Raw genomic sequence first — 24180 nt, forward strand, 5'->3', positions numbered from 1 at the left:
TTCAAGCGAGAGGCTGTCCGTATCTAATAACGGGCAGCCTCCGGTATTGTAAAACGGTTCTTATGGTATAACCTCTTAATCCCATCCCTTCACAGCTTTGATCCCTAGCGCCAGAGCCCCGCATAAGCCCGCATTGTTACCTAGGACAGGAGGTACAATATAAGTATCCAATGACTCCAGAATTGCTGGCGTTGCAACATAGCCGTTCAGAGCCTGACGGACTTCTCTGCGGATCAGTGGAAACAGTTGTTTCTGGTGCATCACGCCACCGCCCAGGATTACACGCTTCGGAGATAACAGAAGAATCACGCCCGCGATGGCTTGACCCAAATAATAGGCCTCTATTCTCCATGCCTGATGCTCCGCTGGCAACGTACTACCTTTGACACCCCAGCGCTTCTCGATTGCTGGGCCTGCCGCCAATCCTTCCAGGCAGTCGCCATGATATGGACATAAGCCTTCGAAGCGATCCTCTGGATGCCGCCGAGTCAGGACATGACCACCTTCGGGATGAACAAGTCCGTGGATTAGCCTGCCTTCTGCATATACGCCTACTCCAACACCTGTCCCAATTGTATAGTAGACGCAACTGTCCAAGCCCTGAGCCGCGCCCCATTGGACTTCACCAAGTGCGGCAGCATTCACATCCGTATCGAACCCAATCGGCACAGGGAAATACTGTTTCATAAACCCCACGAAGTCAAAACCGCCCCAGTCCGGCTTTGGTGTAGTGGTCACATGCCCGTACAAGGGGCTGGATAGATCCAAATTAACCGGCCCGAATGTCCCGACACCAATAGCCTCCAAGCCTGTACCCTTAAAATAATCAACGGCTTGTTGCAGTGTCTTCTCCGGAGTCTCCGTTTTAAAACTAATCCGATCCAGAATTTCACCTTCCTCATTACCCAATCCGCAGATGAATTTTGTTCCTCCTGCTTCAATTGCCCCAATAATCATGATACGTCTCCTCTGTTAGGAAAGGATAAACTTCCCGAGTTGTATTCGTTGGTAAACGATTTACTAAAATGTAATTTTAAAAATGTGGTTCTTACTAATAATCCTACTATACAAACAAATGAAATCGTTGACAAGACTGAAATTCGTGTTACTATATGTTTGTAAAACGTTTTACTAATGGAGATGATGAAAATGAAAAAAATATTCTACAAGCCTGCGAACGGCTGGGTTGGTGATGTGATTCCGTTTTATGACAATGGGGAGTACAAGCTTTACTATCTTCACGATGAGAGAGAGGGGGGGGACTATGGAAACCATACCTCATGGAATTTGTTAGCTACCAGAAATGGATTAGATTTTGAGGATCACGGAGAGGTTCTGCCGAACGGAGATGAAACCGCTCTTGACAGGAATGCGTATACCGGCTCTGTAATCAAGGACAAGGAAGGCATGTACCATCTTTTCTATACGGGACATAATCCAAACCCTGCGTTTTGTAAGGATGGTAAGCCCTTACAAGTTGTGCTGCGGGCAACGGGGACTGACGGCATTCATTGGACGAAGGATATCGGCTTTAAACTGTACGGGGATGAAGTGATCTATGAGCAATTTGATTGGCGTGATCCCTTTGTATTCTTCAACGAAGAGAAGCAGGAATATTGGATGCTGGTTACTTCCAGGGGAATGAACTCTACCGAGAAAAGAGGCGGGTGCATCGCACTTCTGACTTCTGATGACCTTGTGAACTGGAATTATCATGAACCCTTCTACAGCCCGGACAAATACATTACGCTGGAATGTCCCGATTATTTCAAGATGGGGGATTGGCATTACCTGATCTACTCCACCTTCAGTGAGAAGTTCGTCACCCATTATAAAAAGAGTAAGACAATTGATGGTTTGTACACATCACCGACGTTGGACACCTTTGACGGTAGAGGATTTTATGCAGCCAAAACAGCTTCCGATGGCGCGAAACGGTATGCCTTTGGCTGGGTTCCATCGAAGAAGGGCTCGAATGATTTTGGGGATTGGGAGTGGGCGGGCACTCTGGTTGTCCATGAGCTGCACCAGAATGAGCGTGGAGAATTACTTGTGAGAATGCCGACTTCCATATATGGACATTTTAACAAGCAAGAGGAAATTCTGAAGCAAGAGGAGAAAAATTGCATTCAGCAGGAAAACAGGCTGGAGCTATCTTCCCCGGATGGTCTGGCTTATAGCGTGCTTAACTCTTTGCCTTCTCAGGTCATGCTTGAGGCTTCCTTTACGGATTGGCAGCGTGTGAAGGACTTTGGCATTGCAGTTCGCACGGATACGGTGCTGGACAATGGTTACTTCATTAAATTTGATCCTTTTCATAACCGGATTGCCTTTGATATGTGGCCAAGAACAGAACCGGGATTCTTTCAATGGCAGATTGCCGGGGACAAGCCGCAAATGATTGAGCTGGAACGTCCATTTGATTTTGCGAGACACAGCAAGATTCATTTTAAGTTGATTCTCGAAGAAGATATTCTATGCCTGTACGTCAATGATGAAGTTGCCATGACAACGCGAATTTATAACTTCAAGGACGGTCATTTTGGTTTTTTCGTAAATGAAGGGGCAGTAAAAGTTCAGGACATCACAATGAAGACAAATGCTGAGCTTTAACCGACAAAAGTTATCACGACTCTTATGGGGAATAATTTATTGGAGGGGTTTTAATATGACAAAAAAAATGTCGAAAGTTATCACTGGTCTTGCAGTTTTTTCCTTGACAGCAACTATTCTTGCAGGATGCGGCAGCTCCGCAGCCAACAATAGCTCAAACAATGCGGGTGCCTCGAATGCGCCTAAGGAGCAAACGGTGACCTGGCTCTCGGCCAGACCAGAGAATGGGGCCATTGTCCAGACGGTTCGGGAGCTAGCCGATCGATTCGCCACCGACCATCCCGGCTTTAAACTGGACCTTCAGGTGACCGCAGATAGACCTTCTTACTTGACCAAGCTGAGAACGATGGTAGCTTCAGGGCAGATGCCGGATTTCATAGACAGTGATGCCGATCCGTTCGCTCAGGAACTTGTAAACGCGGGCTTGCTGGTGGACATGGAGAAATTCCTAAAGGAAGAGGGGTTATATGACCAGTTCTATGAGCCTGCGCTTAAATATCAGGAACTCCCAGATGGAAGCTTATACCTTCTGCCGATGGAATACCATATGGAAATGACATGGTATAACAAAAAAATATTTGCCGACAACAACCTTGAAATACCCAAAACCCTCGATGATCTGCTTGTGGTCAGCGAAGCACTTAAAGGCAAGGGGATTACGCCTATCGCTGTAGACGGCGTTGATGTATGGCCGGTATTGCGTTATGCGGCTATGTACCCTTTCCGGACTACAGGCAATCAGTTCATCCGGGATTTGAGTCAAGGCAAAGCCAAAATGTCTGATGCGGCAGGTATGCAGGCGGCTAACTTCGCTTCTCAAATCGGAAAATACTTTCAAGATGGATTCGCTACCACCGATTATACGACAGCCAGAAATCTGTTCCTGAACGGTCAGGCTGCCATGTACAACATGGGAACTTGGGAAATACCATCCTTTGTGGAAGATAGTCTTCCGGAAGGACTCAAGGGCAATGTGGATTATTTCTATCTGCCTACCGCCAGCAATGCGGTCACACCGGATAATGAATTTTTCGGCAACAGCGGCATCGGACTCGGGGCTTCCGCGAAAACATTCGATGGACTGCCTAAAGAATTCCTTAGCTATGTGCTGAAAAATTATAGCGATGTCTATGTGGCCAAACAACAAATGTCACCGCTTAAATTCACTATAGATGATGAATCCAAATTTTCCGAGCTATTTCTGCGGATCAAAAAAGACATGGACAATTATGGCTCGGAGTTTGCCAAGCCTTGGGATACTTTGCTTGATCCGAATACCAACTCGGTGATGAGCGACCTGATTACTAAACTGACCATGGGCTTTATGACACCAGAGGATTTTGCTGCGCAGATTGATAATGCCATTACCAAGAATACAGCCAGTAAATAAAAATATTAGATTTTCTTATAGCTTGATCATTCTCCGCCTGGACATCTAAGGCCGGGTGGAGATTTTTGTCAATATTAGTGTGATTACACAAGCGGGGTGACCCTATATGAATGTGCTTAAAGACAAAAAAGCGTGGTTAATTTTTATCTTGCCAGCCTTAATATTTTATTTGGGAACGGTCTTTGTCCCCATTGTCCAGTCTCTTAGATACGGGTTTCAGCAATGGAATGGCATTCAGGAGCCAAGTTACATCGGCTTTGATAACTATATCGCGATGTTCAAAGATTCGTATTTCTGGAATGCTGTGCAAAACAATCTGGTATATGTGGTGATAGTAGTATTTATGCAGGTGTTCATCGGCTTGTTTTTTGCCCTGATGCTCTCCTATGTCAAAAAAGGTGCAGGAATCTTCAGAACACTGTATTATCTGCCGGCGGTTGTTGTAACCGTAGCTATTGCGCAAATGTTCCGTAATTTCTATTCCCTTCAGCCTATTGGTCTGCTGAATATGTTCCTGGATTGGGTGGGCCTGAGCCATCTCCAGTCCGCCTGGCTCTCAAATCCCCATACGGCATTGATCGCCGTATCCATCCCTGAGGGATGGAGGTTTATCGGGATGTATATGGTTATCTTTTATGCGGCGCTGATTGCGATCCCCAAAGAAATCGAAGAAGCTGCTAGGATTGACGGTGTAAACGGCTGGCAGCTGATACGTTATATTAAGCTTCCGAGCATCATGCATGTGCTGAGCTTGTCTTTGATAATGTGTACCACTGGGGCTCTGCGGGGCTTTGATATTCCTTACATTATCGGTGTGCCAGGGTCAGCGGCAGAGCTAGTTACCACCTATATGTATAAGCAAGCGTTCTCCACCATCCAGTATGGGTACGGAAGCTCGATTGCTGTGTTCATCGTTATCGAAAGTCTGCTCGCAGTATTGCTCATACGGGCTATTTTTAATTCAAGGAAAGGAGATGCCTGACATGTCTACGAAAAAAAAGCTCTCCTATTCTCTTTTGTATATACTGGTCATTGTGATTATGCTGATTCAAATCTATCCGGTAGTCTGGCTGATGCTGTCCAGCTTTAAGTCGAGCATCGAGCTGACTACACAGCCATTTGCAATGCCTTCATCCTGGTCGTTCGAAAACTATGCGAGTGTATTCCGGGAGAGCAGTCTGCTGCTGTATATCAAGAACACCGCTATTGTGACGTTTACCTGTCTCGCACTGATTGTGTTTCTGAGCGCGACGGCAGGCTTTGCCCTTGTCAAAATGATCAACCGACTGAATTCGAAGCTGCTGTTGTTCTTCACGATAGGCATTATGATTCCGATTCAGGTTACGCTGATTCCTCTGTTTATTATGTACAAAGATTATGGTTTGCTCAATTCGTATGCGGCGCTGATCCTGCCTCAGGTTGGTTTTGCCTTGCCATTGTCTATTCTGATCTTCACCAGCTTCTACAGATATGTGCCAGGTGAACTCCTAGAGGCTGCAGTAATCGACGGTTGCAACATTTTTCAGTTGTTTTTCCGAATTGTTTCGCCGCTTACGATTAATACCACCATTACGGTGGCATCTATTAACTTTATTTTCATCTGGAATGATTTCGTGTTCTCTAATACGTTCACGAATGATAAGGCATACAAGACGATTGCCGTTGGGCTGCAGGAATTTATCGGTGCCTTTGGGGCTACAGACTGGGGCCAGACTTTTGCAGCAATCAGCATCAGCATTATTCCCATTATTGTTACGTACTTGTTCTTGAATAAATATGTGATGGCCGGTGTATCTGATGGCGCAGTTAAAGGATAAGGAGACGATTAAACATGCAATCCATGAATCAGCTGTTTGGTAGAATGAAAGGTAGGAGCAGAGCGATTACGGCGGAGAATCCGCAGGGTCTCAAAGGGCAGGGCGGTAAAGCGGAAGGCCCCCTTGGCGTTGCCCGCAAAGGAAAAGCGTTCATCTCGCTAGCGCAGGGAGAAACCGCAACGCTTGTTGATATTGAAGGTCCCGGAATCATTCAGCATATCTGGATGACCGTTACAGATAAGACCGAATCGGGCTGGTTCGTCCTGCGCGATCTTGTGCTGCGCATGTACTGGGACAATGAAGAACATCCATCCGTTGAAGTACCGCTGGGCGATTTCTTCTGCAATGGCTTTGGGGCACGTACGGTTGTCAATTCACTGCCGATTGTCGTTAATCCGGTCGGCGGTATGAACAGCTACTTTGCCATGCCCTTCCGCCAAGCTGCCAAAGTAACGATTACGAATGAACATCCGCAGAGTATTGAGGCGTTTTTCTATCAATTCGACTATTTGTTGGTAGATGAATTGGAGGAGGATACTGAGTATTTTCATGCGCAATTCCGCAGAGAAAATCCCACAGTGCTGAGGCAGGATTACACTCTTATTGATGGAATTAAAGGAAGAGGCAAATTTATCGGTACCTATATGTCCTGGACTTCTCTATCCCGTTATTGGTATGGTGAAGGAGAAGTGAAATTCTATATCGACGGCGACCAAGATTGGCCGACGATTTGCGGTACCGGGGCCGAGGATTATTTCGGCGGTGCATGGGGTTTTGTAAAGTATGATAACGGAAACCCGGTACAGGAGCAGACCTATTCGACTCCCTTTATGGGCTTCCCATATTTTGAGACGAGAGACAATACACGGTCACATATTTATGACGGAGCCGCGTGCCCGATGCGGGGCTTCTATCGTTGGCACGTCTTGGATCCAGTTCTGTTCGAAGAGGATCTGAAGGTGACCGTACAGCAAATAGGGCATGATGGCCAAGCCTTATTTGAACGTAGTGACGATATTAGTTCAGTAAGCTACTGGTATCAGACTGAGCCGCATCAGGCGTTCCCGGAATTTCCGGCAGTAATGGATAGACGTCCGCGATAACTGCGTAGGTAAAGGCGTTGTCCAAGTAAATTCGCAGAGGTGCATCAAATGGCAAAACAAAGAGTTACGGTAGTTCAGGTCGCCAAAGACGCGGGCGTATCGCCTGCAACGGTCTCCCATTTCATGAACGGCAATTTTCACCGGATGCGTCAGGAGACCCGAGATAAAATAAGCGACTCGATCACCAAGCTCGGATATCAGGTAAATCCCGTTGCCAAAAGCCTGATTACCGGCAAAATGCATACCATCGGACTGGTTCTGTCAAACAGTACATACGATGGTTATTTTGAAGATTTGTATTTCTTGCATTTTGCCAAGGTGTTGAAGCAACAACTGAAGACTATGGGCTACAAGCTGATCCTCCTGGACTTTGATGAGATATTCATGAATATCCAAATGGTCGATGGAATTATCGTAAAGGCCACCTCGGAGACAGAAAAATTCATGCCCAGACTCATGGAACTCAACGTACCGGTAATTACCATTGGCAGGCATAATCTATCCTACGGAGCCCATATTGTCCGGGTAAATGACTATCAATGCGGCCAAACGGGAGTGGACCATTTAATGTCTCAGGGTTATCAGAAAATTATCATTCTGACCTATCCACATGGTGAGGTTCCCGGTTTCGACGATAGGTTGAACGGTGCTTCCCGCTCTCTTCAGGAGAAAGGGAATCTGACGACGGTTATTACAGGAGATATGACAGAAAGCTTCGGGTACGAAACTGTGATGCAGTTGGTCAAGAATGACAAGCTACCGGAGGCGTTGTTCTGCCTCAATGATATCACTGCCATTGGGGTGTTGAAGGCTTGTAAGGATCTGAATCTGTCCATACCGGAGAAGCTTGCGGTATTGGGTGTGGATGATATGCCGACTGTATCCGAGCTGCTCAGTCTGTCCACGATCCGGCATCCGATTAACGATCTGGCGAAGAATGCCTCTGAGCTAATAATTCAATCTATTGAAACGAAGGGGGAATCTGCTCATCCTGTCGACAGGATGTTCCCTATTGAATTAATGGTAAGGTTTACCAGTTGAACAAGCGAACCAGAAACGCGCGAAGGTTAGAGAGGATATGGGCTGTCGAGAAATTTTCGGCAGCCTTTTTCTAAATAGCATGACTAGCGAAGCTAGGCACAACTAGCCGGTGAGAGTTCGGTCGAGGTAGGAGCCAAGTCACAAAGTGCACTGTGGCGATATCATCTGGCAAGCATGGAGGCGAGTGAAAGCAAGGGGCGGAGCGGTGGCTTGGAGATTAAGGTTTTTCACCGTATTCTTTACCGAAGTCCTCCATTTTTTCAAGGATCGGTAGTAATTTGTTTCCCTTGTCTGTTAACGAATACTCTACTCGCGGAGGAACTTCTGGATAAACATCACGTTTTATAACTCCATCGTTCTCCAACTCTTTAAGCTGCTTTGTGAGCGAGCCCTGTGATAAATCTCCGAGAAATTTTTTTATATCCGTGTAACGGCGTCTTTCTCCTTTTAGATACCATAATATAAAATATTTCCAACGTCCTGATAGGACATTTTGAGTTAAGGCTATCGCATACATGTCTCTATTTTCATCCATAAATTCTTGTTCAAATCCTTCATTACAAACCTTCATTATTACCACTCCCACTCTAAAGGTGCAAATAGTTGTACTAGGTTCATCTATATTGCCCTCTTTGCAAATGAACCTAATGATTTTATGATTATGTCATCGAACAAAAGCAAACAGTTAGCAAGCTAAATGAAATTTCGGATTTATATTTAGCAAGCTAATTAAATATAACACAGAAAGGAGTGATTGATAAGTGAATTCAGCCAATAGACTAAAACTATCGATTTTGGATTTTATTCATATCTATAAAGGAACTGAGGCTACGAAAAGTCTTCAAAACATGACGGAAATGGTTCAATTAGCAGAACAGTGGGGGTTCAACAGGTATTGGTTCACTGAACACCATAACACAACAACTTTGATGGGTACTTCACCAGACTTGCTGAGCCTGCATGCAGCAGCGCACACCAAAAGCATTCGAGTAGGTTCCGGGGGAATCATGCTGCCTAACCACAGCCCCTTGAAAGTGATGGAGAACTTTACTCTTCTCGAAGGATTATATCCAGGGCGTATTGACCTCGGGATTGGCAGGGCTTCGGGTACTGATGGCAGAACCATGTTGGCATTGTTAAGATCACGAGAATTAATGGAGGTTAATGATTTTCCTGAGCAATTAGATAACCTGCTTTCCTTTTTTGACCGTAACTTTGAAGAAAACCACCCATTTAGTCACATCAACCCTCCTGGTGATAAATCAATGGTTCCAGATATGTTTATGTTGGGATCTAGCGAGGGTGGATTGCATTTTGCCTTGGAAAAAGGATTAGGGTTTGTATTTGCTGCTCATTTGGCCCCACAACTAGCTATTCCCATGTTAAGAGCTTATCATGCGGGTTTTAAACCTTCGTCGTATTTAAGTGAACCCCAAAGTATGTTAACGACAATCGTTATTACAGCTGAGACGGAAGAAGAGGCTCAATATATAGCAGGACCAGCGGAGTTAATGTGGGCCCAGATGAGCACAGGGACAAGGAATCTTACTTTTCCTACACCTGAAGATGCCAAAAATCACACATACACTCCTCATGAAGAGCTGGCCAGGGAACGAAATAAAGAACGTTTTGTGATTGGAAGTGTTGGGCAGGTTGCTGAGCAGCTGCAACAAATGGCGAAAGCAAGTTTAGTGGATGAAATCATGATTGCAGACTTTTATCCTAATCAAGAAAGCCGAAAGAAAGGGCATGAATTATTGGCAAAGGAATTAGGTTTATTGCAGGGGGAGCAATGAATTCGCGTAAAGGAGACCACCCAACAATGGAAAGAAGAAAACTTAAATTAGGTGGTATCATTGATGGCGTTGGTTGGAATCACACGGGTTGGCGCCACCCCGATATTCCTGCAGATGCCAGTGAAAATGTTGATTATTACGTTCAAAAAGCCATACAGCTTGAGCAGGGTAAGTTTGATCTCATTTTTTTAGCTGACGTCAGCCATATTGGACCTGGCATGATCCCACACTATCTAAGCATGTTTGAGGGCGTATCTATATTGTCTGCATTGAGTATGGTGACTCACTCCATTGGCATGGTTGCAACAATAGCTACTTCGTATGCTGATCCATTTACGGTTGCCAGGCAGATAGCCTCGCTGGACAAGATTAGCAAAGGCCGAGCAGGATGGAATGCGATCACCTCCAATCCAGGGGGATTAGCCAATTACAGTCGGTCCCATTTAAGAAAAGCAGATCTTTACCCCATGAAAAAAGAGTTTTTAGAGATTGTTGAAGGCCTATGGGATTCGTACGAGGACGATGCTTTCATACGTGATAAAGGAAGCGGGATATTTATTGATCCCAGTAAAATGCATCCAATAAATTACGCCGGGAATTACTTTTCAGTGGAGGGGCCATTAAATGTTAGTCGATCTCGACAAGGAAGACCGGTCGTCTTTCAAGCCGGCACCTCCTTGGACTTCATGAATGTAGCTGCAAAGCATGCTGAAGTCATCATGGCGCCAGGTGATTTTGATTATCTTAAAGGATTCACTTCTGAACTCAAAAAAAGAGTGCAAAATCAAGGACGTTCACCAAACGATCTACTGATTATGCCTTCACATAGCCCCATAGTTGGCGAAACGGAAAAAGAAGCATTAGATAAGTTAAGGGAAATAGAATCATGGATGCCTAAAGGTTATCGCATGCCAAAACCCATATTGATGGGGTCCGCTGAGAATGTTGCAGAAAAAATAGAACATTGGTATAGAGCAGGCGTTATGGATATATTGCTGATTAGACAAGACTATCCGGCAGGGTTTGAGGATTTTATTCAATTAGTTGTACCTATTTTGCAAGATAAGGGCATATTCCGAAAGGAATATGAGGACAACACACTACGAGGTAATTTAGAACTGCCATACCCTGAAAACAGGTATAAAAAATAATAAATCAGATAAAAAAGAAGAGAAATGAATGGTGAAAAATCGAATTATTGAATACTAGGAATTGAGTATCCCATTATCTCAGCTGCAATGACAGGGGTGATTGATCTGTTGTAGATCAGAATCGGCTTGGAGAATACATTTAAAATAAGGGAGATGTTTTACATTGAGTAATAAAATTCGTACAGGAATCATAGGTGCTTCAATTAATAATGGTTGGGCGAGCGGTACACATATTCCAGCCATTAAGCATTTAGATGAGTTTGAGCTTACAGCAGTGGGGACAAGCAACATGGCGAGTGCGAAGAAAAGCGCAGAAGCCTTCTACGCAAATCACGGCTTTGACAAAATGGAGGAACTGGCTCAACATCCTGATGTGGACATGGTCGTCGTCAGTATTAATGTCAAGGAACATTATAATGCCGTTAAGGCCATTGTGCCTGCTGGAAAACCGATCTATTGCGAATGGCCGCTGGGATCAAATACAGGTGAAGCACTTGAAATGCAGGAATGGGTAGCATCCGCACAATTGCCAAATGCGATTGGATTACAGGCCAGACAAGCCCCGGCCGTTCAGTATGTGAAAGATTTATTGGCAGAAGGTTATGTTGGGAAAGTGTTGTCTGCTAATTTAAAGATCTCCATTGATGGCATGGGTGGCGTGAGCGACAAGTCCAATGCGTACTTGTTTGATCGAAAGATTGGAGGGAACTTGTTGACCATTGTAGGTGGACATAATCTGGATGCATTTACCTACATGCTTGGGGACTTTACCGAACTTTCTGCCCTCACAGCACAGCAGTTTCCTGAAGTCGAGCTGGTGGATATTCAGGAAGTCATTGAGAAGACGACAGATGATCAAATACTGATTGCAGGAAAATTAACGAGTGGTGCCGCAGCCAGTGTTCATATTCAAGGTGGAGTCAAACATCAGACAGGGCTAATGCTTGAAATTTTTGGAGACAAGGGCACGATCGTGCTGAGTGCACCTGCATCCATTCAATTCGGATCACATCAATTACGCGGAGCAGGGCCTACTGACAACGAGCTTCGTGATCTAACCATTCCGGATTCCTATTACCGGGTTCCAGATTCCCTTAAAGACGACTCAGGATTTGTTCTGAATATGGCTCAGGCTTATCGTAAGTTCGGTCAAGATATTCAAGAAGGAACGTCCTTAACACCTACATTCGCGGATGCGGTCAAGCTTCATCAGTTACTTGATGCCGTCGATAAATCAGCACAAAATGGTGAACGTCAATATTTTTAATGTTTAAAAACTCGAATCCGCAGAGAACAAGCGAGCACATTGCAGCTGCGGATTTTTTAACGTTTGCAAACACTCCTAATCTAAAGGTACATTAGCAGGCCAATTATTATGGCGCTACAAAAGGTGATTCCACTCTTGGCCCATAAACGAATCGAGGAGAGGATTTTATTGAATCATACGCTTGAATTACTTCATAACCATACATCGTTTCGTTCTTACACATCTCAACCCCTGACAGAGGAACAAAGAGATGCAATCTTTCAGGCAGCTAGTCAAACTTCATCGTTCAGTCTTCTGCAGGCTGTGTCCATTATTCGAATCACAGATCCAGTTCTTCGAAAAAAAGTCAGTCATCTCTGTGTCGATCAACCATATATTGAAGAGGCGGCAGAGTTCTGGATCTTTTGTGTAGATTTCTATCGCAATCATCAAATTGCTCCAGAAGTGGATATCGAATATATTGAATTTTTGTTAATCGGTTCATTTGACGCCGGACTGATGGCGCAGAATGCGTTAACCGCTGCCGAATCCATGGGGCTCGGTGGGGTGTATATTGGTGCTGTCAGAGCAAATATGAACGAGCTATCCGACGTTTTGGGTTTACCGAAGTATGTGATTCCATTAGTGGGGCTATGCATCGGTCATCCAGCTGGAGATAAACCTGAGCTGAAACCTCGGCTGCCTCAATCCATGGTATTACTTGAAAATCAGTATCAATCTCTAGATCAAGATAAATTAGCTGCCTATGATGAAACGATGTTGAAGTATTATGAAAATCGACCGACGAAAGCCCCTTTCACCGTGAAAAAAGTAAAAGGATGGAGTGACCACATTCAGGATCATCTCCAGAGAAGTATTCAACCTCAAGTGATGGACTATTTGAAAAAGCAAGGATTTGCTAAAAAATAAATTTTACGACTAAGCCAAACTTCCTGAACTTTAGAGTTGCCCCAATAGGCGATAGCTCTAAGTTAAACTGAAAACTTTAATTTATCGTGATCCATTTAGTATGCTAAATATCATTCGGACGACTGAAAGGGATAATTCCGCTTTTCCGATTAGTCCAGGTGTATCATTTGAACAATATGCTCTGCTACACTTTGTTCTGTTAGTTTAGTTTGTTCAGCAGTATGAAGAGTAACTGCTTCATTAATCATGTTGGCATAGATTTGTACGTACAAAGTACGTTCATCAGAGTATATTTCCTGCATACAAAGATTCAAATAATGCTTTAGTGCATTGACTAATTTTGAAGAGAGTAGAGGAATAATTTTGTTATAGTTCCGGCGACATTTCTTTTTGACTTGTTGATGATATTCAAATGCTGCGAGTACTAATTGCATCATATTGTCTTTTGTAAATGCACACACACCATTAGTATGTTGTTGGATAAGTTCTTCCGCTGATTTTCTTATAATCTCATCCAACAATTCATATTTATCTTGGAAATGAGCATAGAAAGTTGCCCTATTGATTTGGGCCCGTTCCGTTAAATTTTGTATTGTGATTTTATCAAAATCTTTTTCTTCCATCAGTTCGAAAAGAGACTCGAAAATGGATTCTATAGTAAGTACCGATTTCATCTAACAATGTAATAAAGTTTAAAAGTAATTAAAAACCAAATATTGGAGGGATTTCAAATGAAACTTACAGGAAACACGATCTTCATTACAGGTGGCGGTTCAGGAATTGGACGTGCATTGGCAGAAGCTTTACACAACCTTGGAAACAAAGTAATCATCTCGGGAAGAAGAAAAGAGCGTCTGGAGGAAGTACTAAGTGCTAATCCCGGAATGTCTGCAGTTGAACTGGACATACAGGATCTTTCCAGTATTGAGGCAACCGCTAAGCAGCTTATTCAGGACTTCCCTGATTTGAATGTCTTATTTAATAACGCCGGAATCATGCCTTTTGATGAGGCTGCGGGTGTGATTAACGAAGAGGTTCTGGTTTCAACGGTCTCAACAAACTTGCTTGGACCAATTCGAATGACGTCTTCATTAATCGAACATTTGAAGTCTAAAGAAAAAGCTGTGATCGTTAATACGACTTCTGCGGTCGGGTTTATTCCGTACGCAGCGACTGCGGTGTATTCGGCGACCAAAGCAGCGCTCCATTCCTATACCTTATCACAACGTTATTTGTTTAAAGATACAACAGTAAAAGTATTAGAAATCATACCACCTGGGGTTCAAACGGAACTCATGACAGGTCTTAGTGACGATCCGCATGCGATGCCACTTGAAGCATTCATTGAAGAAGCAATAAGATTACTCGGTACGGATGCTGAAGAGGTTCTAGTGGAACAAGCGAAAATGATTCGTGATAATCAAGGCCCGAATGAAGGAGCTTTTGTAACGCAACTTAACGATATGGCGACCCAAGCAGCAAAAAAATAAGTTTCGAACAAAGTCCTATGGACCTTAGAGCTGCCCCAATAGGCGCAGCTCTAAGGTAAATTGACACCTCTATATCACCGTGATACATTTAGTTTGCTAAATATCAATAGGATGACTGGGAGGGATAATTCATGACAGATGCAGTAGATTGTGATATTCGACAGTCGTTGGATAGGATTTCCTTCCAAATGCGTCGAAATTATAGTGAATCTCTTAGGGAACTTAATCTCTATGTAGGACAAGATAATTTGTTGTATCGTCTGTGGTTGGGTGATGGGGTAACACAGATGCAACTATGTGAACACTTGAAGTGCGAACCGCCAACGGTAACGAACATGGTTAAATCACTGGAGCAGAACGGATTTATATATCGTAAACGTGATGTACAAGATGCAAGAATCATGCGTATTTTTCTAACGGACAAAGGAAAAGAATTAGAAATACCGGTTGAGATGAAATGGAGGGAGCAGCAGGAGAAATTGCTTCAATCCATTTCTAAGGAAGATCGGTTGATATTAAGACATTTAATGCAACAAATGGAGAGGAATATAGTATGACTCTCTATTACTTCAATATATATTTATGGAAGGTCAGTTCTCCACCCTACATAAAAAGGATCCGTCCAGGTTTAAGATGATTATCAAGATTGACAACGACACAATATGTGTATATACTCGCATTTATGAGAAAACATAATTCAACTTCAGATTTTTCAGGGACGACCGATTATATGGCAGAGTGCGCTTGCTTGAATTTAAGAAAAGCGTCCCGCTTCATTACCAGTGTATATGATGAATATTTAAGACCAGTCGGGCTTCGGGCAACCCAATTGTCTATCCTGATGGCACTTGAACAGGCCGGGTCTGTCACCATTACATCTCTCTCCGCAATACTTCTGATGGATAGGACCACATTGCCACGGGATCTCAAGCCGCTTGAGAGACAGGGATGGGTGTCGATCACGGAAGGGGAGGATCGCAGGAAACGATTTATTGCTCTGACCCCCGATGGACAGGACCTTCTTAAGCGTACGCTGCCGTTATGGGAACAGGCGCAAACCCGTATTCGAGACTATATGGGCGAGGACCCTTATCAAGCCTTGCTTGGTCAATTATCTGATGTCGTTAAGCTGAACAGGAGAGATTAATTTTTTTTCACCAAAAAGGTGTATATACACGTAATTAGAAAGGATAGATGAAAGTGGCCGATATGAAAAAACATCCCACAGTTGTGCGTTACTACGAATCCTCTGCGCAATCCGCCACTCTTGACAACGAAACGCTTGATTATGAGTGGATACGAGAATTGTGTCTAGAGGCCGGAGCTGACGATGTCGGGGTTATATCCATTGAACGCTCCGAATTGGATGATCAGCGTGATGACATTCTGTCCGCCTTTCCGCATGCTAAGACGATGATCAGTTTCGTTGCCAAAATGAATCGAGAACCGATCCGCACACCAGCACGATCCCTTGCCAATATTGAATTTCATCATACGGGCGATAAGGTAGCGGAGACAGCTCATCACATCGTGTCCGCATTGGAAGCGCGAGGGATACGGGCTTTAAATGCAGCCATGGGTTTCCCGATGGAGATGGATAAATTTCCCGGAAAGGCCTGGGTCGTATCGCTCAAACCTGTAGCCGTTGCGGCAGGGTTAGGCCATATGGGCATCCATCGCAACGTGATTCATCCGAAATTCGGAAACTTCATTCTGCTTGGCGCCGTTATGATCGATGCTAGGGTCAACAAGGAAGACCGGCCGATTGACTACAACCCGTGTCTGGAATGCAAGCTTTGCGTATCTGCCTGTCCTGTGGGCGCGATCGGTGCGGACGGACAATTTAATTTTTCTTCATGCGCTACGCACAATTATCGTGAGTTTATGGGCGGTTTCGGCGACTTTATGGAAACGGTCGTGGACAGCAAGAACTTCAAAGAGTTCCGGAATGAAGTACCGGCAACCGAAACGGCTTCCTGGTGGCAAAGTTTGAGTTTTGGGGCTAACTACAAAGCGGCTTATTGCTTATCGGTTTGTCCGGCGGGCGATGATGTGATCGGGCCGTTTCTGAAAGACCGTAAAGGGTTCTTGAATGATATATTAAAGCCGTTGCAGGCAAAAGAGGAGACGATTTATGTAACCCCGGGCTCCGATGCGGAAGCGTATGTCATGAAACGTTTTCCCCATAAAACGGTAAAACGCGTCGGGAATGGACTCAGGCCGAACACGATCCGCCTATTGATCACCCTGATGCCTCATGCATTCCAGCCGAAGCAGGCAACAGGTTTAAACAGCACCTATCATTTTACATTCACCGGAGATGAAAGGAGACAAACGACATTCGACATTCGTGACAATAAGCTCCAGATTCGGGACGGTTTTCACGGCAAGCCGGATATTCGGATTACGGTGGATAGCAAAACATGGCTTAAGATCGTGGGGAAGGAAAAAAATGTAGCTGCGGCATTGCTGACAAGAAAACTTCGGATCAAAGGGAACCCCAAATTGTTAATGAACTTTGAGAAATGCTTTGCTTAATAGGAGTGTGTATACACTATTATGCGTAGGGGGTTGAATCCGATGCATGATTGGAGAAACACGGCAATCGTTGGTGGTCCATTGAGCGCATGAAAAAACATTCAAAACGGAAGCTTTCAATATAAATCATTCAAAGAGGAAGAATTGATGTTTATGAAAATGGATTCCAATACAATTCTTATAACGGGTGGAACATCCGGGATTGGATTCGAGCTTGCTGCTCAGCTCGTTTCCAGAAGCGGTTATTACAAATGGACCACACGTAAAGTCAGCAAATGAGAGAAAAGCAGTAAAAAGCTGGAACAGTGTGATGAGTTCGAGTATCCATTCCGTGCAGGTAATCGAGCAAAAAAACAAAGCGGTTGTCCCGGCATAACCTCCGGGACAACCGCTTCTTAAATTCCAAGGATCTTATGGAAGACTATCTTCGTCTAAACTTGGAGCTTTTTCTTTCGATCAAGGTGGGTTCCATCATAATATTCACTAAGCTGGAGGGCACCTCTTGATTGATACGGTTCAGGAGTATTTCAAAACTGGTCTTTACCATTTCTCCAATTGGTTGATGCATGCTTGAAATCTCCATGATTTTCGCCAGATACGTATCGTCAAAACCAATGATGCTAACGTCTTCGGGAACCCGAATTTGTCTTTGCTGCGCGGCTCTCATGAACTCAAGGGCCATGATGTCATTTTCCGCGAAAAGACTTGTAAATTCAAGCTTTTCTGACTGATCAAGATATTCTTCGATATATCTGCGAATCATAAAGTTGTTATTGGAGGATTCTAGTAATAGAAAGTTTTTTGGGTCAAACGTAAAGCCGTTTTCTTGCAATACGCTTTCGAAACCGTAAAATTTTTCGTCGTCTCGTATCGATCCAATATATCCAAATGTCTTGTGTCCTGAATGAATGAAGCTCTCGCCGGCCAATTTTCCTGCTTGAAGATGGTTGATTCCGACACTGTCGAGCATTTTTTTATTATTGGTTATCACAACGGTAGGTATTTCCAGTTTTGAAATCCGCTCAAGGTTAAAATCGCTTGAAGGCACGATGATGATCCCATCCACCTGTCTGGAAACAAAGTTTTGTATGTTCTCCCATTCCGTAACCGGATTGTATTTGGAGTTGTGAAACAGAATATTGTAACCGTTCTTCCTCGCTTCAAGCTCCAGCGAATCAATGATATCCACAAAATAAGGATTGTCGATCTCCCTTGTGCTTATGCCAATAATGTTCGTACTGCTTTTTTTCAACGTTTGAGCCGCTTTATTGGGAACATAGCCAGCCTCTTCAACTACTTTCATAACTGCATTGACGATTTCTTCGCTGACTCCTCTATGGCCATTAAGGACCCGGGATACGGTCGGTTGGGACACTTTCGCCTTTTTGGCTATTTCCTTCATAGTCATTTTTGCCATGGGGATAAGCTCCTTTCAGAGTTACTATATCATAAAACCAAGCCCAATAATATATTCAGAATAAAAAAATGAATATCCAAGAATAATTCTTGTGATTCATGAAATCGTATTCAGTATTTTTGAATAAACCAACCCTAAAATTGCCAGTGTCATTTGAGTTTATAGCTTCATAATTAGTATTGACAGCTAATAAATCAAAGTGATATGCTTTCGATGAAAGTGCTTCCACCGCATTAATACGTATTCATAGATATTCACGGACAAGTGCAGAATTATATTTTAGGAGGCGACAAATGACAGATGCAATAGTTTTATCGGGAGCGATGCAATACTTTGTAAATTATAGAATGTGGAGGGTTTCTCGCCAGTGAATTCGAATCTGAAGAATGAAAATGTGAGGTTAAAACGGGGCAGGATTAAGAATGCCGATGTAAAGCATTACTGGATCATGCTTGTACCGGCTTTCGTTTGGTTGATTTTATTTCAAATCGTTCCGATGTTTGGGATTGTGATGGCATTCCAGGATTACAATGCGGGGACAGGGTTTCTGCATTCCGAATTTGTCGGTCTTGAGCACTTCCAATACATGTTCGAGTTGAACGATGCGCGAGTTGCCTTGAGGAATACATTGATCATTGCTGTTGGCAAAATCCTCTGCAATTTGTTCATTCCTTTAGTATTCGCGCTGCTGCTGAATGAGCTAAGACAGAAGTACTTGGTCAAGACGATTCAAACGAGCGTATACCTGCCTTATTTCTTGTCCTGGGTTATTTTATCCGGCATTATGCTGCAAATCTTTTCGATTAATGGTCCGGTAAACAACCTGCTGGAATTTATGGGCCTTGAGCCTGTTCTTTTTTTTCAAAAGGCTGAATTATTCAGGGGTTTCATTATCGGATCGGATGTATGGAAGAACTTTGGCTTCAACGCGATTATCTATTTGGCCGCATTAACCGGCATTGATTACACGCTCTATGAGGCGGCAGTGATGGACGGGGCGGGCCGCTGGAGAAAAATATGGCATGTAACGCTGCCGGGCATTCGCAGCACCATCGCACTATTAGCCATTTTGTCGCTTGGAGGCATCCTGGATGCAGGCTTCGACCAGGTATACAACATGTACAACCCGCTCGTGTACAGCACCGGAGATATTATTGATACTTTTGTTTATCGGGCGGGGCTGCAGGGGTTGGATTTCAGTTTTGGCACAGCGGTCGGTTTATTGAAATCGGTCGTCAGCTTTATTCTTATTACGACAGGGTATTGGCTGGCGAGGAAGCTATTGGGCTATCGAATATTTTGAGTTTGGAGGAAGCAAAGTGATCGAGAATCGTTCATGGGGATCAAAAGCATTTGACGTATTTAATTTAATCTTTCTCATTATCTTGACGCTGCTGTGTTTGTTGCCACTCTGGTATACCTTGATGGTTGCGTTAAGTGAAAAGGAAGCCGTGCAAGCGGGATTGGTATCTGTTTTTCCAATTGGCTTCAATTTGTTTTCGTTTGACGCGATTTTGTCGGACTCCGGTTTTTTTAGAGCGTTTTGGGTATCCGTACAACGGGTTGTTCTTGGAGCGGCGTTTACGATGCTGGTGTTGTCGCTGGCTGCGTACCCGTTGTCCAGAACAAGCAAGCAATTTCCGGGACGCAATTTGTTGATGTGGGCATTCGTCTTCTGTTTGTTGTTTAACGGCGGTTTGATACCTTGGTATATCACCATGAGGAACTACGACCTGATGGACAGCATCTGGGGCTTGGTGTTAAGCGGCGGAATCCCGATATTCAACATGATTCTGATTATGAACTTCATCAAGAACCTGCCGGAAGAGCTGGAGGAAGCGGCGAAAATCGACGGGGCCGGACCGTGGAGAGTACTGTTTCAGATCTTGCTGCCGCTCCTGAAGCCCGTATTGGCGACCGTCTTGTTGTTCACGATGGTTGGGCATTGGAATGAATTCTTTCAAGGGATGGTCCTGTCCACGCAAGCGGAGAATTATCCGTTGCAAACCTATATTCAACAATTGGTTGTTACGACGAGCCTGGATAATCTCGCCAACCTGTCTCTGGAAGATCTCGACCGGGCCTCCAAGTTGAATAACGAATCCTTGAATGCGGCCAAAATTTTTGTGGCGATGATTCCGGTGATGCTGATCTATCCGTTCTTGCAGAGATATTTCGTGAAAGGGATTACGCTTGGATCCGTGAAGGGTTAACCTGCGTGTCAGTAGGCCTTGTTGTCCGAGGAGAAAATCCTTTGACATAAATAATAATAATAATATAAAAGGGGAATGAACGCATGAAATCAATCATCATCAAAAAAGCGAGCGCAGCAGCCCTGTCCTTGGCAATTGCTGCTTCCATGCTCGCGGGTTGCGCCGACAACAGCGGCAATGACGGCAACACCCAGTCTTCTGGCAATCAGCCTACGGCTCCAGTGGAGACGCAAGCGGATCCGTTTGGTAAACAGCCCGAGCTGACCGTTCTTACGAGGGGAACATGGGCGAACCCGGATGCGAAATACCCTGACGGCCAATCCTTGGAAGACAACGCGTACACAAGGAAGATTAAGGAAGATTACAACATTGAGATCAAGAATGCATTCGTCGCATCCGATTATCCGAAGCAGGTGGATTTGGCAATCGCAAGCGGTACTATCCCGGATTACTTGACCAATCTGACTTATAGTCAGTACAGAGCGATTGTTAAAGCAGGCCTCGCCATGGACATTTCCGAGGTTTGGGAGAAGTACGCAAGCCCGAATGTGAAGAAGGTATACGACTCCAACAAGGAATTGTTCGACAGCATGGTCAAGCAAGACGGCAAGATGTATGGCATCCCTGGCTCCAAACCGCTTGTGGATTTCTTGCCTGTCATGTGGGTTCGTCAAGATTGGCTGGATAAAGTTGGTCTTAAACCGCCTACTAACCTGGATGAGCTTGCAACCGTAGCGAAAGCGTTCGTCGAGCAAGATCCGGACGGCAATGGCAAAGCGGATACGGCAGGTCTTGTAGGTCCGAAGAATGACGGAAAACTGTACCAGGATATGGATGACCAGAACTTCAGCTTGCACTTTGATCCTATTTTCTCAGCTTTCAACGCATTCCCAGGCTTTTGGGTGAAGGACAGCAATGGCCAAGCGGTTTACGGTTCGATTCAGTCCGAAACCAAGACGGCTCTTCAGAAGTTGGCCGACATGTACAAGCAAGGGTTGATTTCCGAGGGTATGTTGACGTCTAATACTGAGGAACTGACTTCAAATAACAAAGCGGGGTTGTTCTTCGGAACTTGGTGGAACCCTTTCACGGAGATCGGAAACAGCTGGAAAAACGACAAAAACGCCAACTGGCAGGCTTATATTTTGCCTTCCGGATCCGACGGTATTCAACTGGCGAAAGGCGGTAATGCAGCCTCTCAATTTGCGGTCATCAGCAAGGACGCCAAAAACCCGGAAGCCATTATTAAACTGCTGAACATTAAAACAGAGAGTCTGGATAAATTCGTTTCCAAAGATGAACGGTCGATTTTGTCGGATTATCCATACCCGTTCTACCTGACGTATTCTCTCGCGGACGGCCCCGCTTTAATCTTGCAGGGAGCGATTGACTATCTGAATGGCAAGGGTACGCTCGACGAGCATCACGCTAACTTTGACAGCTACGATCCTGGCGCGAACCCGATCTTCGACAAGTTGATCGCATTCAAAACCAAGCCGTACGACAATACGAACATCTCGGGCTGGGATTTCAACGGGGACAAGGCGAATGATTTCGGACTGGTATATTCCTTTGGTGAAGGTCTGCGCCCCTATGTGAGTGGGAAGTTCAAATGGGTCAATACGTTGACTTATGTAAAAACCGAAACGATGGATAAACGTTGGGCCAATTTGAAGAAACTCGAGTATGAAACGTTCTCCAAAATCATTGTCGGCGTGCAACCGATCGACACCTTTGATTCATTTGTAGAACAATGGAAAAAAGAAGGCGGCGACAAAGTCACGCAAGAAATCCAAAGCACGTTGGTAAAGTAAGATCCATTCTTTCATAGCGGTAACAATGGGTTCTGTCTTTGACGGAACTCATTGTTTGCCTGCCTGTATAGACTGTAGCGCATTTGAACGATAAGCATGGAGAGGAAGAGAAGATTTTGATTACTATGAATGTTGAGAAGTACCGTCCCAAGTTTCATTTTTCTCCTGCGGAGAAATGGATGAATGACCCGAATGGGCTGGTATATTTCGATGGGGAATATCATCTATTCTACCAACACCATCCGTTCGGAACGGAAATGGGATCTATGCATTGGGGACATGCTGTAAGCAGGGATCTCATGACATGGGAACACTTCCCCATAGCGCTTGCGCCCGATGAGAATGGGATGATTTTTTCAGGCAGCGCTGTGGTGGATTGGAACGACACAACGGGTTTTTTCGGCGGAAATCCTGGACTTGTCGCCATTTTTACTCACCATATTCATGAGACACAAAAGCAAAGCCAGAGTATTGCATATAGTAAGGATTCCGGTAGGACCTGGATCAAATATGAGGGTAATCCGGTTATCACTTCTGACAAATATAAAGATTTTCGGGATCCGAAAGTTTTCTGGCATGTAGAAACGAATCGCTGGGTGATGGTTCTTGCTTGCGGCCAAACGATTTGCCTTTACCATTCCCCGAATTTAATAGAATGGACTTTTAGCAGCGAATTCGGTGAAGGAATCGGTTCGCATGACGGTGTCTGGGAATGTCCCGATTTGTTCGCGTTGCCTGTGGATGGGGATTGTACGAAACAGAAATGGGTTTTGCTTGTAAGCATTGGAAACGAACCTCACATCAAGGAGGGTTCAAGAACCCAGTACTTTACCGGGCATTTCGACGGTCGTACCTTCGTACCGGATGAAGCTTCCCAAACGATTCGCTGGCTTGATTATGGCAGGGATAATTACGCAGGCGTATGTTGGTCGGACATACCGGAAGAAGACGGACGCCGAATCTACGTAGGCTGGATGAGCAATTGGAAATATGCGAATAAGACGCCAACCGAAGGCTGGAGGGGCGCTATGACGATTCCAAGAGAACTTACGCTGGAATCAAGGAATGGCCAAGCAGCATTGATTCAACGTCCAGTGAGGGAGCTGGAGAAGATCAGAACGCTTCTTGTAGAGACGGAAGGGAAAGCTGTAAACGAGCTGAATTCGCTATTGCAGGACCAACAACTGGAAACGTATGAAATTGTAGCCGAATTTGAACCTGTAGATGGCATTGACTCTTTCGGGTTTAAACTTAGAACCTCGGAACAGGAAGAAACAGTGGCAGGTTATTCCGTGGAGGAATCAGCCGTATTTTTAGACCGCACGCGTTCGGGGGTTGTTGATTTTCATGAGCATTTCGCCGGCAAACATCAAGCTGTCTTGCCATCGAATCCGAAGCGTCAGCAACTGCGCCTTATTGTAGATCGCGCATCGGTAGAAGTATTTGCGAACGACGGTCTTGCCGTCATTACAGATTTGATTTACCCGTCCTCATCCTCATTAGGATTATCATTTTTTTGTAACGGGAAGAACGAGATACCCTATAAAGTTAGGATATTTAAATTATAGTTGTTCTGGGGGGATGATATTTTGATCAGGATATCGCCTCCCGGGGAAAATTA

General features: G+C 44.6%; 23 protein-coding genes. 19 read left to right on the forward strand and 4 right to left on the reverse strand.

All coding sequences use genetic code 11. The features are described from left to right. Positions 1-75: 75 nt before the first annotated feature. Positions 76-957 (reverse strand): ROK family protein, encoded by an 882-nt coding sequence (locus tag ABEW34_RS24545; protein ID WP_430162226.1) that lies wholly within the window; start codon positions 955-957, stop codon positions 76-78. 192 nt (positions 958-1149) lie between these two features. Here ABEW34_RS24545 and ABEW34_RS24550 point away from each other — a divergent pair, with 192 nt between their 5' ends. The 6 genes from ABEW34_RS24550 (at position 1150) to ABEW34_RS24575 (ending at position 7964) form a co-directional block, all read left to right on the forward strand. Then, on the forward strand, positions 1150-2613 hold the full coding sequence (locus tag ABEW34_RS24550) for a GH32 C-terminal domain-containing protein (protein WP_430162228.1): 1464 nt from the start codon (positions 1150-1152) through the stop codon (positions 2611-2613). Positions 2614-2668: 55 nt separating this feature from the next. Beyond that, positions 2669-4003: an ABC transporter substrate-binding protein gene (locus ABEW34_RS24555; RefSeq protein WP_430162230.1), complete on the forward strand. Its 1335-nt coding sequence runs from the start codon at positions 2669-2671 to the stop codon at positions 4001-4003. A 106-nt stretch (positions 4004-4109) separates the two neighbouring features. Continuing rightward, the gene (locus tag ABEW34_RS24560) at positions 4110-4985 is read left to right on the forward strand and encodes a carbohydrate ABC transporter permease (RefSeq protein WP_430162232.1); all 876 of its coding nucleotides are present in this window, start codon (positions 4110-4112) and stop codon (positions 4983-4985) included. A 1-nt stretch (position 4986) separates the two neighbouring features. Then, complete coding sequence (locus tag ABEW34_RS24565) at positions 4987-5820, forward strand: carbohydrate ABC transporter permease (protein ID WP_430162234.1); 834 nt, start codon at positions 4987-4989, stop codon at positions 5818-5820. Positions 5821-5834: 14 nt separating this feature from the next. After that, entirely contained in the window at positions 5835-6923 is a 1089-nt protein-coding gene (locus ABEW34_RS24570; protein ID WP_430162236.1) for a glycoside hydrolase family 172 protein, read from the forward strand. Positions 6924-6971: 48 nt separating this feature from the next. Continuing rightward, a complete protein-coding gene (locus ABEW34_RS24575) occupies positions 6972-7964 on the forward strand; it encodes a LacI family DNA-binding transcriptional regulator (RefSeq protein ID WP_430162238.1) in 993 nt (330 codons plus the stop codon). A gap of 217 nt (positions 7965-8181) precedes the next feature. Here the strand turns inward: ABEW34_RS24575 and ABEW34_RS24580 are convergent, their stop codons facing one another. Further along, a complete protein-coding gene (locus ABEW34_RS24580; protein WP_430162240.1) occupies positions 8182-8535 on the reverse strand; it encodes a winged helix-turn-helix transcriptional regulator in 354 nt (117 codons plus the stop codon). Between the two features lie 190 nt (positions 8536-8725). On the opposite strand from ABEW34_RS24580, the gene ABEW34_RS24585 reads away from it, so the two are divergent. The 4 genes from ABEW34_RS24585 to nfsA all read left to right on the forward strand — a co-directional run bounded on the left by ABEW34_RS24585 (position 8726) and on the right by nfsA (position 13087). Beyond that, positions 8726-9760 (forward strand): LLM class flavin-dependent oxidoreductase, encoded by a 1035-nt coding sequence (locus ABEW34_RS24585; protein ID WP_430162242.1) that lies wholly within the window; start codon positions 8726-8728, stop codon positions 9758-9760. Positions 9761-9786: 26 nt separating this feature from the next. After that, positions 9787-10911, forward strand: a complete 1125-nt coding sequence (locus ABEW34_RS24590) for an NtaA/DmoA family FMN-dependent monooxygenase (protein WP_430162244.1) — start codon at positions 9787-9789, stop codon at positions 10909-10911. A gap of 163 nt (positions 10912-11074) precedes the next feature. Next, entirely contained in the window at positions 11075-12178 is a 1104-nt protein-coding gene (locus ABEW34_RS24595) for a Gfo/Idh/MocA family protein (RefSeq protein ID WP_430162246.1), read from the forward strand. A gap of 168 nt (positions 12179-12346) precedes the next feature. After that, on the forward strand, positions 12347-13087 hold the full coding sequence (gene nfsA, locus ABEW34_RS24600) for an oxygen-insensitive NADPH nitroreductase (RefSeq protein ID WP_430162513.1): 741 nt from the start codon (positions 12347-12349) through the stop codon (positions 13085-13087). A 149-nt stretch (positions 13088-13236) separates the two neighbouring features. Here the strand turns inward: nfsA and ABEW34_RS24605 are convergent, their stop codons facing one another. Further along, positions 13237-13710: a TetR family transcriptional regulator gene (locus tag ABEW34_RS24605; protein WP_430162248.1), complete on the reverse strand. Its 474-nt coding sequence runs from the start codon at positions 13708-13710 to the stop codon at positions 13237-13239. Positions 13711-13818: 108 nt separating this feature from the next. On the opposite strand from ABEW34_RS24605, the gene ABEW34_RS24610 reads away from it, so the two are divergent. The 5 genes from ABEW34_RS24610 to ABEW34_RS24630 all read left to right on the forward strand — a co-directional run bounded on the left by ABEW34_RS24610 (position 13819) and on the right by ABEW34_RS24630 (position 17394). Continuing rightward, positions 13819-14577, forward strand: coding sequence for an SDR family oxidoreductase (locus ABEW34_RS24610; protein WP_430162250.1), 759 nt, complete (start codon positions 13819-13821; stop codon positions 14575-14577). 131 nt (positions 14578-14708) lie between these two features. Next, a complete protein-coding gene (locus tag ABEW34_RS24615; RefSeq protein WP_430162252.1) occupies positions 14709-15134 on the forward strand; it encodes a MarR family winged helix-turn-helix transcriptional regulator in 426 nt (141 codons plus the stop codon). 173 nt (positions 15135-15307) lie between these two features. After that, on the forward strand, positions 15308-15724 hold the full coding sequence (locus ABEW34_RS24620; protein ID WP_430162254.1) for a MarR family winged helix-turn-helix transcriptional regulator: 417 nt from the start codon (positions 15308-15310) through the stop codon (positions 15722-15724). 47 nt (positions 15725-15771) lie between these two features. Further along, positions 15772-17115: an SCP2 sterol-binding domain-containing protein gene (locus ABEW34_RS24625; protein ID WP_430162256.1), complete on the forward strand. Its 1344-nt coding sequence runs from the start codon at positions 15772-15774 to the stop codon at positions 17113-17115. Between the two features lie 147 nt (positions 17116-17262). Beyond that, positions 17263-17394: a hypothetical protein gene (locus ABEW34_RS24630; RefSeq protein ID WP_430162258.1), complete on the forward strand. Its 132-nt coding sequence runs from the start codon at positions 17263-17265 to the stop codon at positions 17392-17394. A 142-nt stretch (positions 17395-17536) separates the two neighbouring features. Here ABEW34_RS24630 and ABEW34_RS24635 read toward each other — a convergent pair whose 3' ends face one another. After that, a complete protein-coding gene (locus ABEW34_RS24635) occupies positions 17537-18532 on the reverse strand; it encodes a LacI family DNA-binding transcriptional regulator (RefSeq protein WP_430162260.1) in 996 nt (331 codons plus the stop codon). Positions 18533-18980: 448 nt separating this feature from the next. Between ABEW34_RS24635 and ABEW34_RS24640 the strand changes: the two genes are divergently transcribed. The 4 genes from ABEW34_RS24640 to ABEW34_RS24655 all read left to right on the forward strand — a co-directional run bounded on the left by ABEW34_RS24640 (position 18981) and on the right by ABEW34_RS24655 (position 24127). Beyond that, complete coding sequence (locus ABEW34_RS24640; protein WP_430162515.1) at positions 18981-19835, forward strand: ABC transporter permease; 855 nt, start codon at positions 18981-18983, stop codon at positions 19833-19835. Positions 19836-19851: 16 nt separating this feature from the next. After that, positions 19852-20745 carry a carbohydrate ABC transporter permease gene (locus tag ABEW34_RS24645; RefSeq protein ID WP_430162262.1) on the forward strand — a complete coding sequence of 298 codons (894 nt, stop codon included), beginning with the start codon at positions 19852-19854 and terminating at the stop codon, positions 20743-20745. 83 nt (positions 20746-20828) lie between these two features. Further along, the gene (locus ABEW34_RS24650) at positions 20829-22559 is read left to right on the forward strand and encodes a hypothetical protein (RefSeq protein WP_430162264.1); all 1731 of its coding nucleotides are present in this window, start codon (positions 20829-20831) and stop codon (positions 22557-22559) included. A 125-nt stretch (positions 22560-22684) separates the two neighbouring features. After that, entirely contained in the window at positions 22685-24127 is a 1443-nt protein-coding gene (locus ABEW34_RS24655; RefSeq protein WP_430162517.1) for a glycoside hydrolase family 32 protein, read from the forward strand. Positions 24128-24180 lie beyond the last annotated feature (53 nt).

It is taken from the genome of Paenibacillus algorifonticola (genome assembly GCF_050481745.1).
GTDB classification, from domain to species: Bacteria; Bacillota; Bacilli; order Paenibacillales; family Paenibacillaceae; genus Pristimantibacillus; species Pristimantibacillus algorifonticola_A.

Bases quoted from the DNA above. Each gene is read 5' to 3' on its own strand.
- ABEW34_RS24545 (WP_430162226.1), bottom strand. From the start codon at position 957: ATGATTATTGGGGCAATTGAAGCAGGAGGAACAAAATTCATCTGCGGA.
- ABEW34_RS24550 (WP_430162228.1), top strand. From the start codon at position 1,150: ATGAAAAAAATATTCTACAAGCCTGCGAACGGCTGGGTTGGTGATGTG.
- ABEW34_RS24555 (WP_430162230.1), top strand. From the start codon at position 2,669: ATGACAAAAAAAATGTCGAAAGTTATCACTGGTCTTGCAGTTTTTTCC.
- ABEW34_RS24560 (WP_430162232.1), top strand. From the start codon at position 4,110: ATGAATGTGCTTAAAGACAAAAAAGCGTGGTTAATTTTTATCTTGCCA.
- ABEW34_RS24565 (WP_430162234.1), top strand. From the start codon at position 4,987: ATGTCTACGAAAAAAAAGCTCTCCTATTCTCTTTTGTATATACTGGTC.
- ABEW34_RS24570 (WP_430162236.1), top strand. From the start codon at position 5,835: ATGCAATCCATGAATCAGCTGTTTGGTAGAATGAAAGGTAGGAGCAGA.
- ABEW34_RS24575 (WP_430162238.1), top strand. From the start codon at position 6,972: ATGGCAAAACAAAGAGTTACGGTAGTTCAGGTCGCCAAAGACGCGGGC.
- ABEW34_RS24580 (WP_430162240.1), bottom strand. From the start codon at position 8,535: ATGAAGGTTTGTAATGAAGGATTTGAACAAGAATTTATGGATGAAAAT.
- ABEW34_RS24590 (WP_430162244.1), top strand. From the start codon at position 9,787: ATGGAAAGAAGAAAACTTAAATTAGGTGGTATCATTGATGGCGTTGGT.
- ABEW34_RS24605 (WP_430162248.1), bottom strand. From the start codon at position 13,710: ATGGAAGAAAAAGATTTTGATAAAATCACAATACAAAATTTAACGGAA.
- ABEW34_RS24610 (WP_430162250.1), top strand. From the start codon at position 13,819: ATGAAACTTACAGGAAACACGATCTTCATTACAGGTGGCGGTTCAGGA.
- ABEW34_RS24615 (WP_430162252.1), top strand. From the start codon at position 14,709: ATGACAGATGCAGTAGATTGTGATATTCGACAGTCGTTGGATAGGATT.
- ABEW34_RS24620 (WP_430162254.1), top strand. From the start codon at position 15,308: ATGGCAGAGTGCGCTTGCTTGAATTTAAGAAAAGCGTCCCGCTTCATT.
- ABEW34_RS24625 (WP_430162256.1), top strand. From the start codon at position 15,772: ATGAAAGTGGCCGATATGAAAAAACATCCCACAGTTGTGCGTTACTAC.
- ABEW34_RS24630 (WP_430162258.1), top strand. From the start codon at position 17,263: ATGTTTATGAAAATGGATTCCAATACAATTCTTATAACGGGTGGAACA.
- ABEW34_RS24635 (WP_430162260.1), bottom strand. From the start codon at position 18,532: ATGGCAAAAATGACTATGAAGGAAATAGCCAAAAAGGCGAAAGTGTCC.
- ABEW34_RS24640 (WP_430162515.1), top strand. From the start codon at position 18,981: ATGCTTGTACCGGCTTTCGTTTGGTTGATTTTATTTCAAATCGTTCCG.
- ABEW34_RS24650 (WP_430162264.1), top strand. From the start codon at position 20,829: ATGAAATCAATCATCATCAAAAAAGCGAGCGCAGCAGCCCTGTCCTTG.
- ABEW34_RS24655 (WP_430162517.1), top strand. From the start codon at position 22,685: ATGAATGTTGAGAAGTACCGTCCCAAGTTTCATTTTTCTCCTGCGGAG.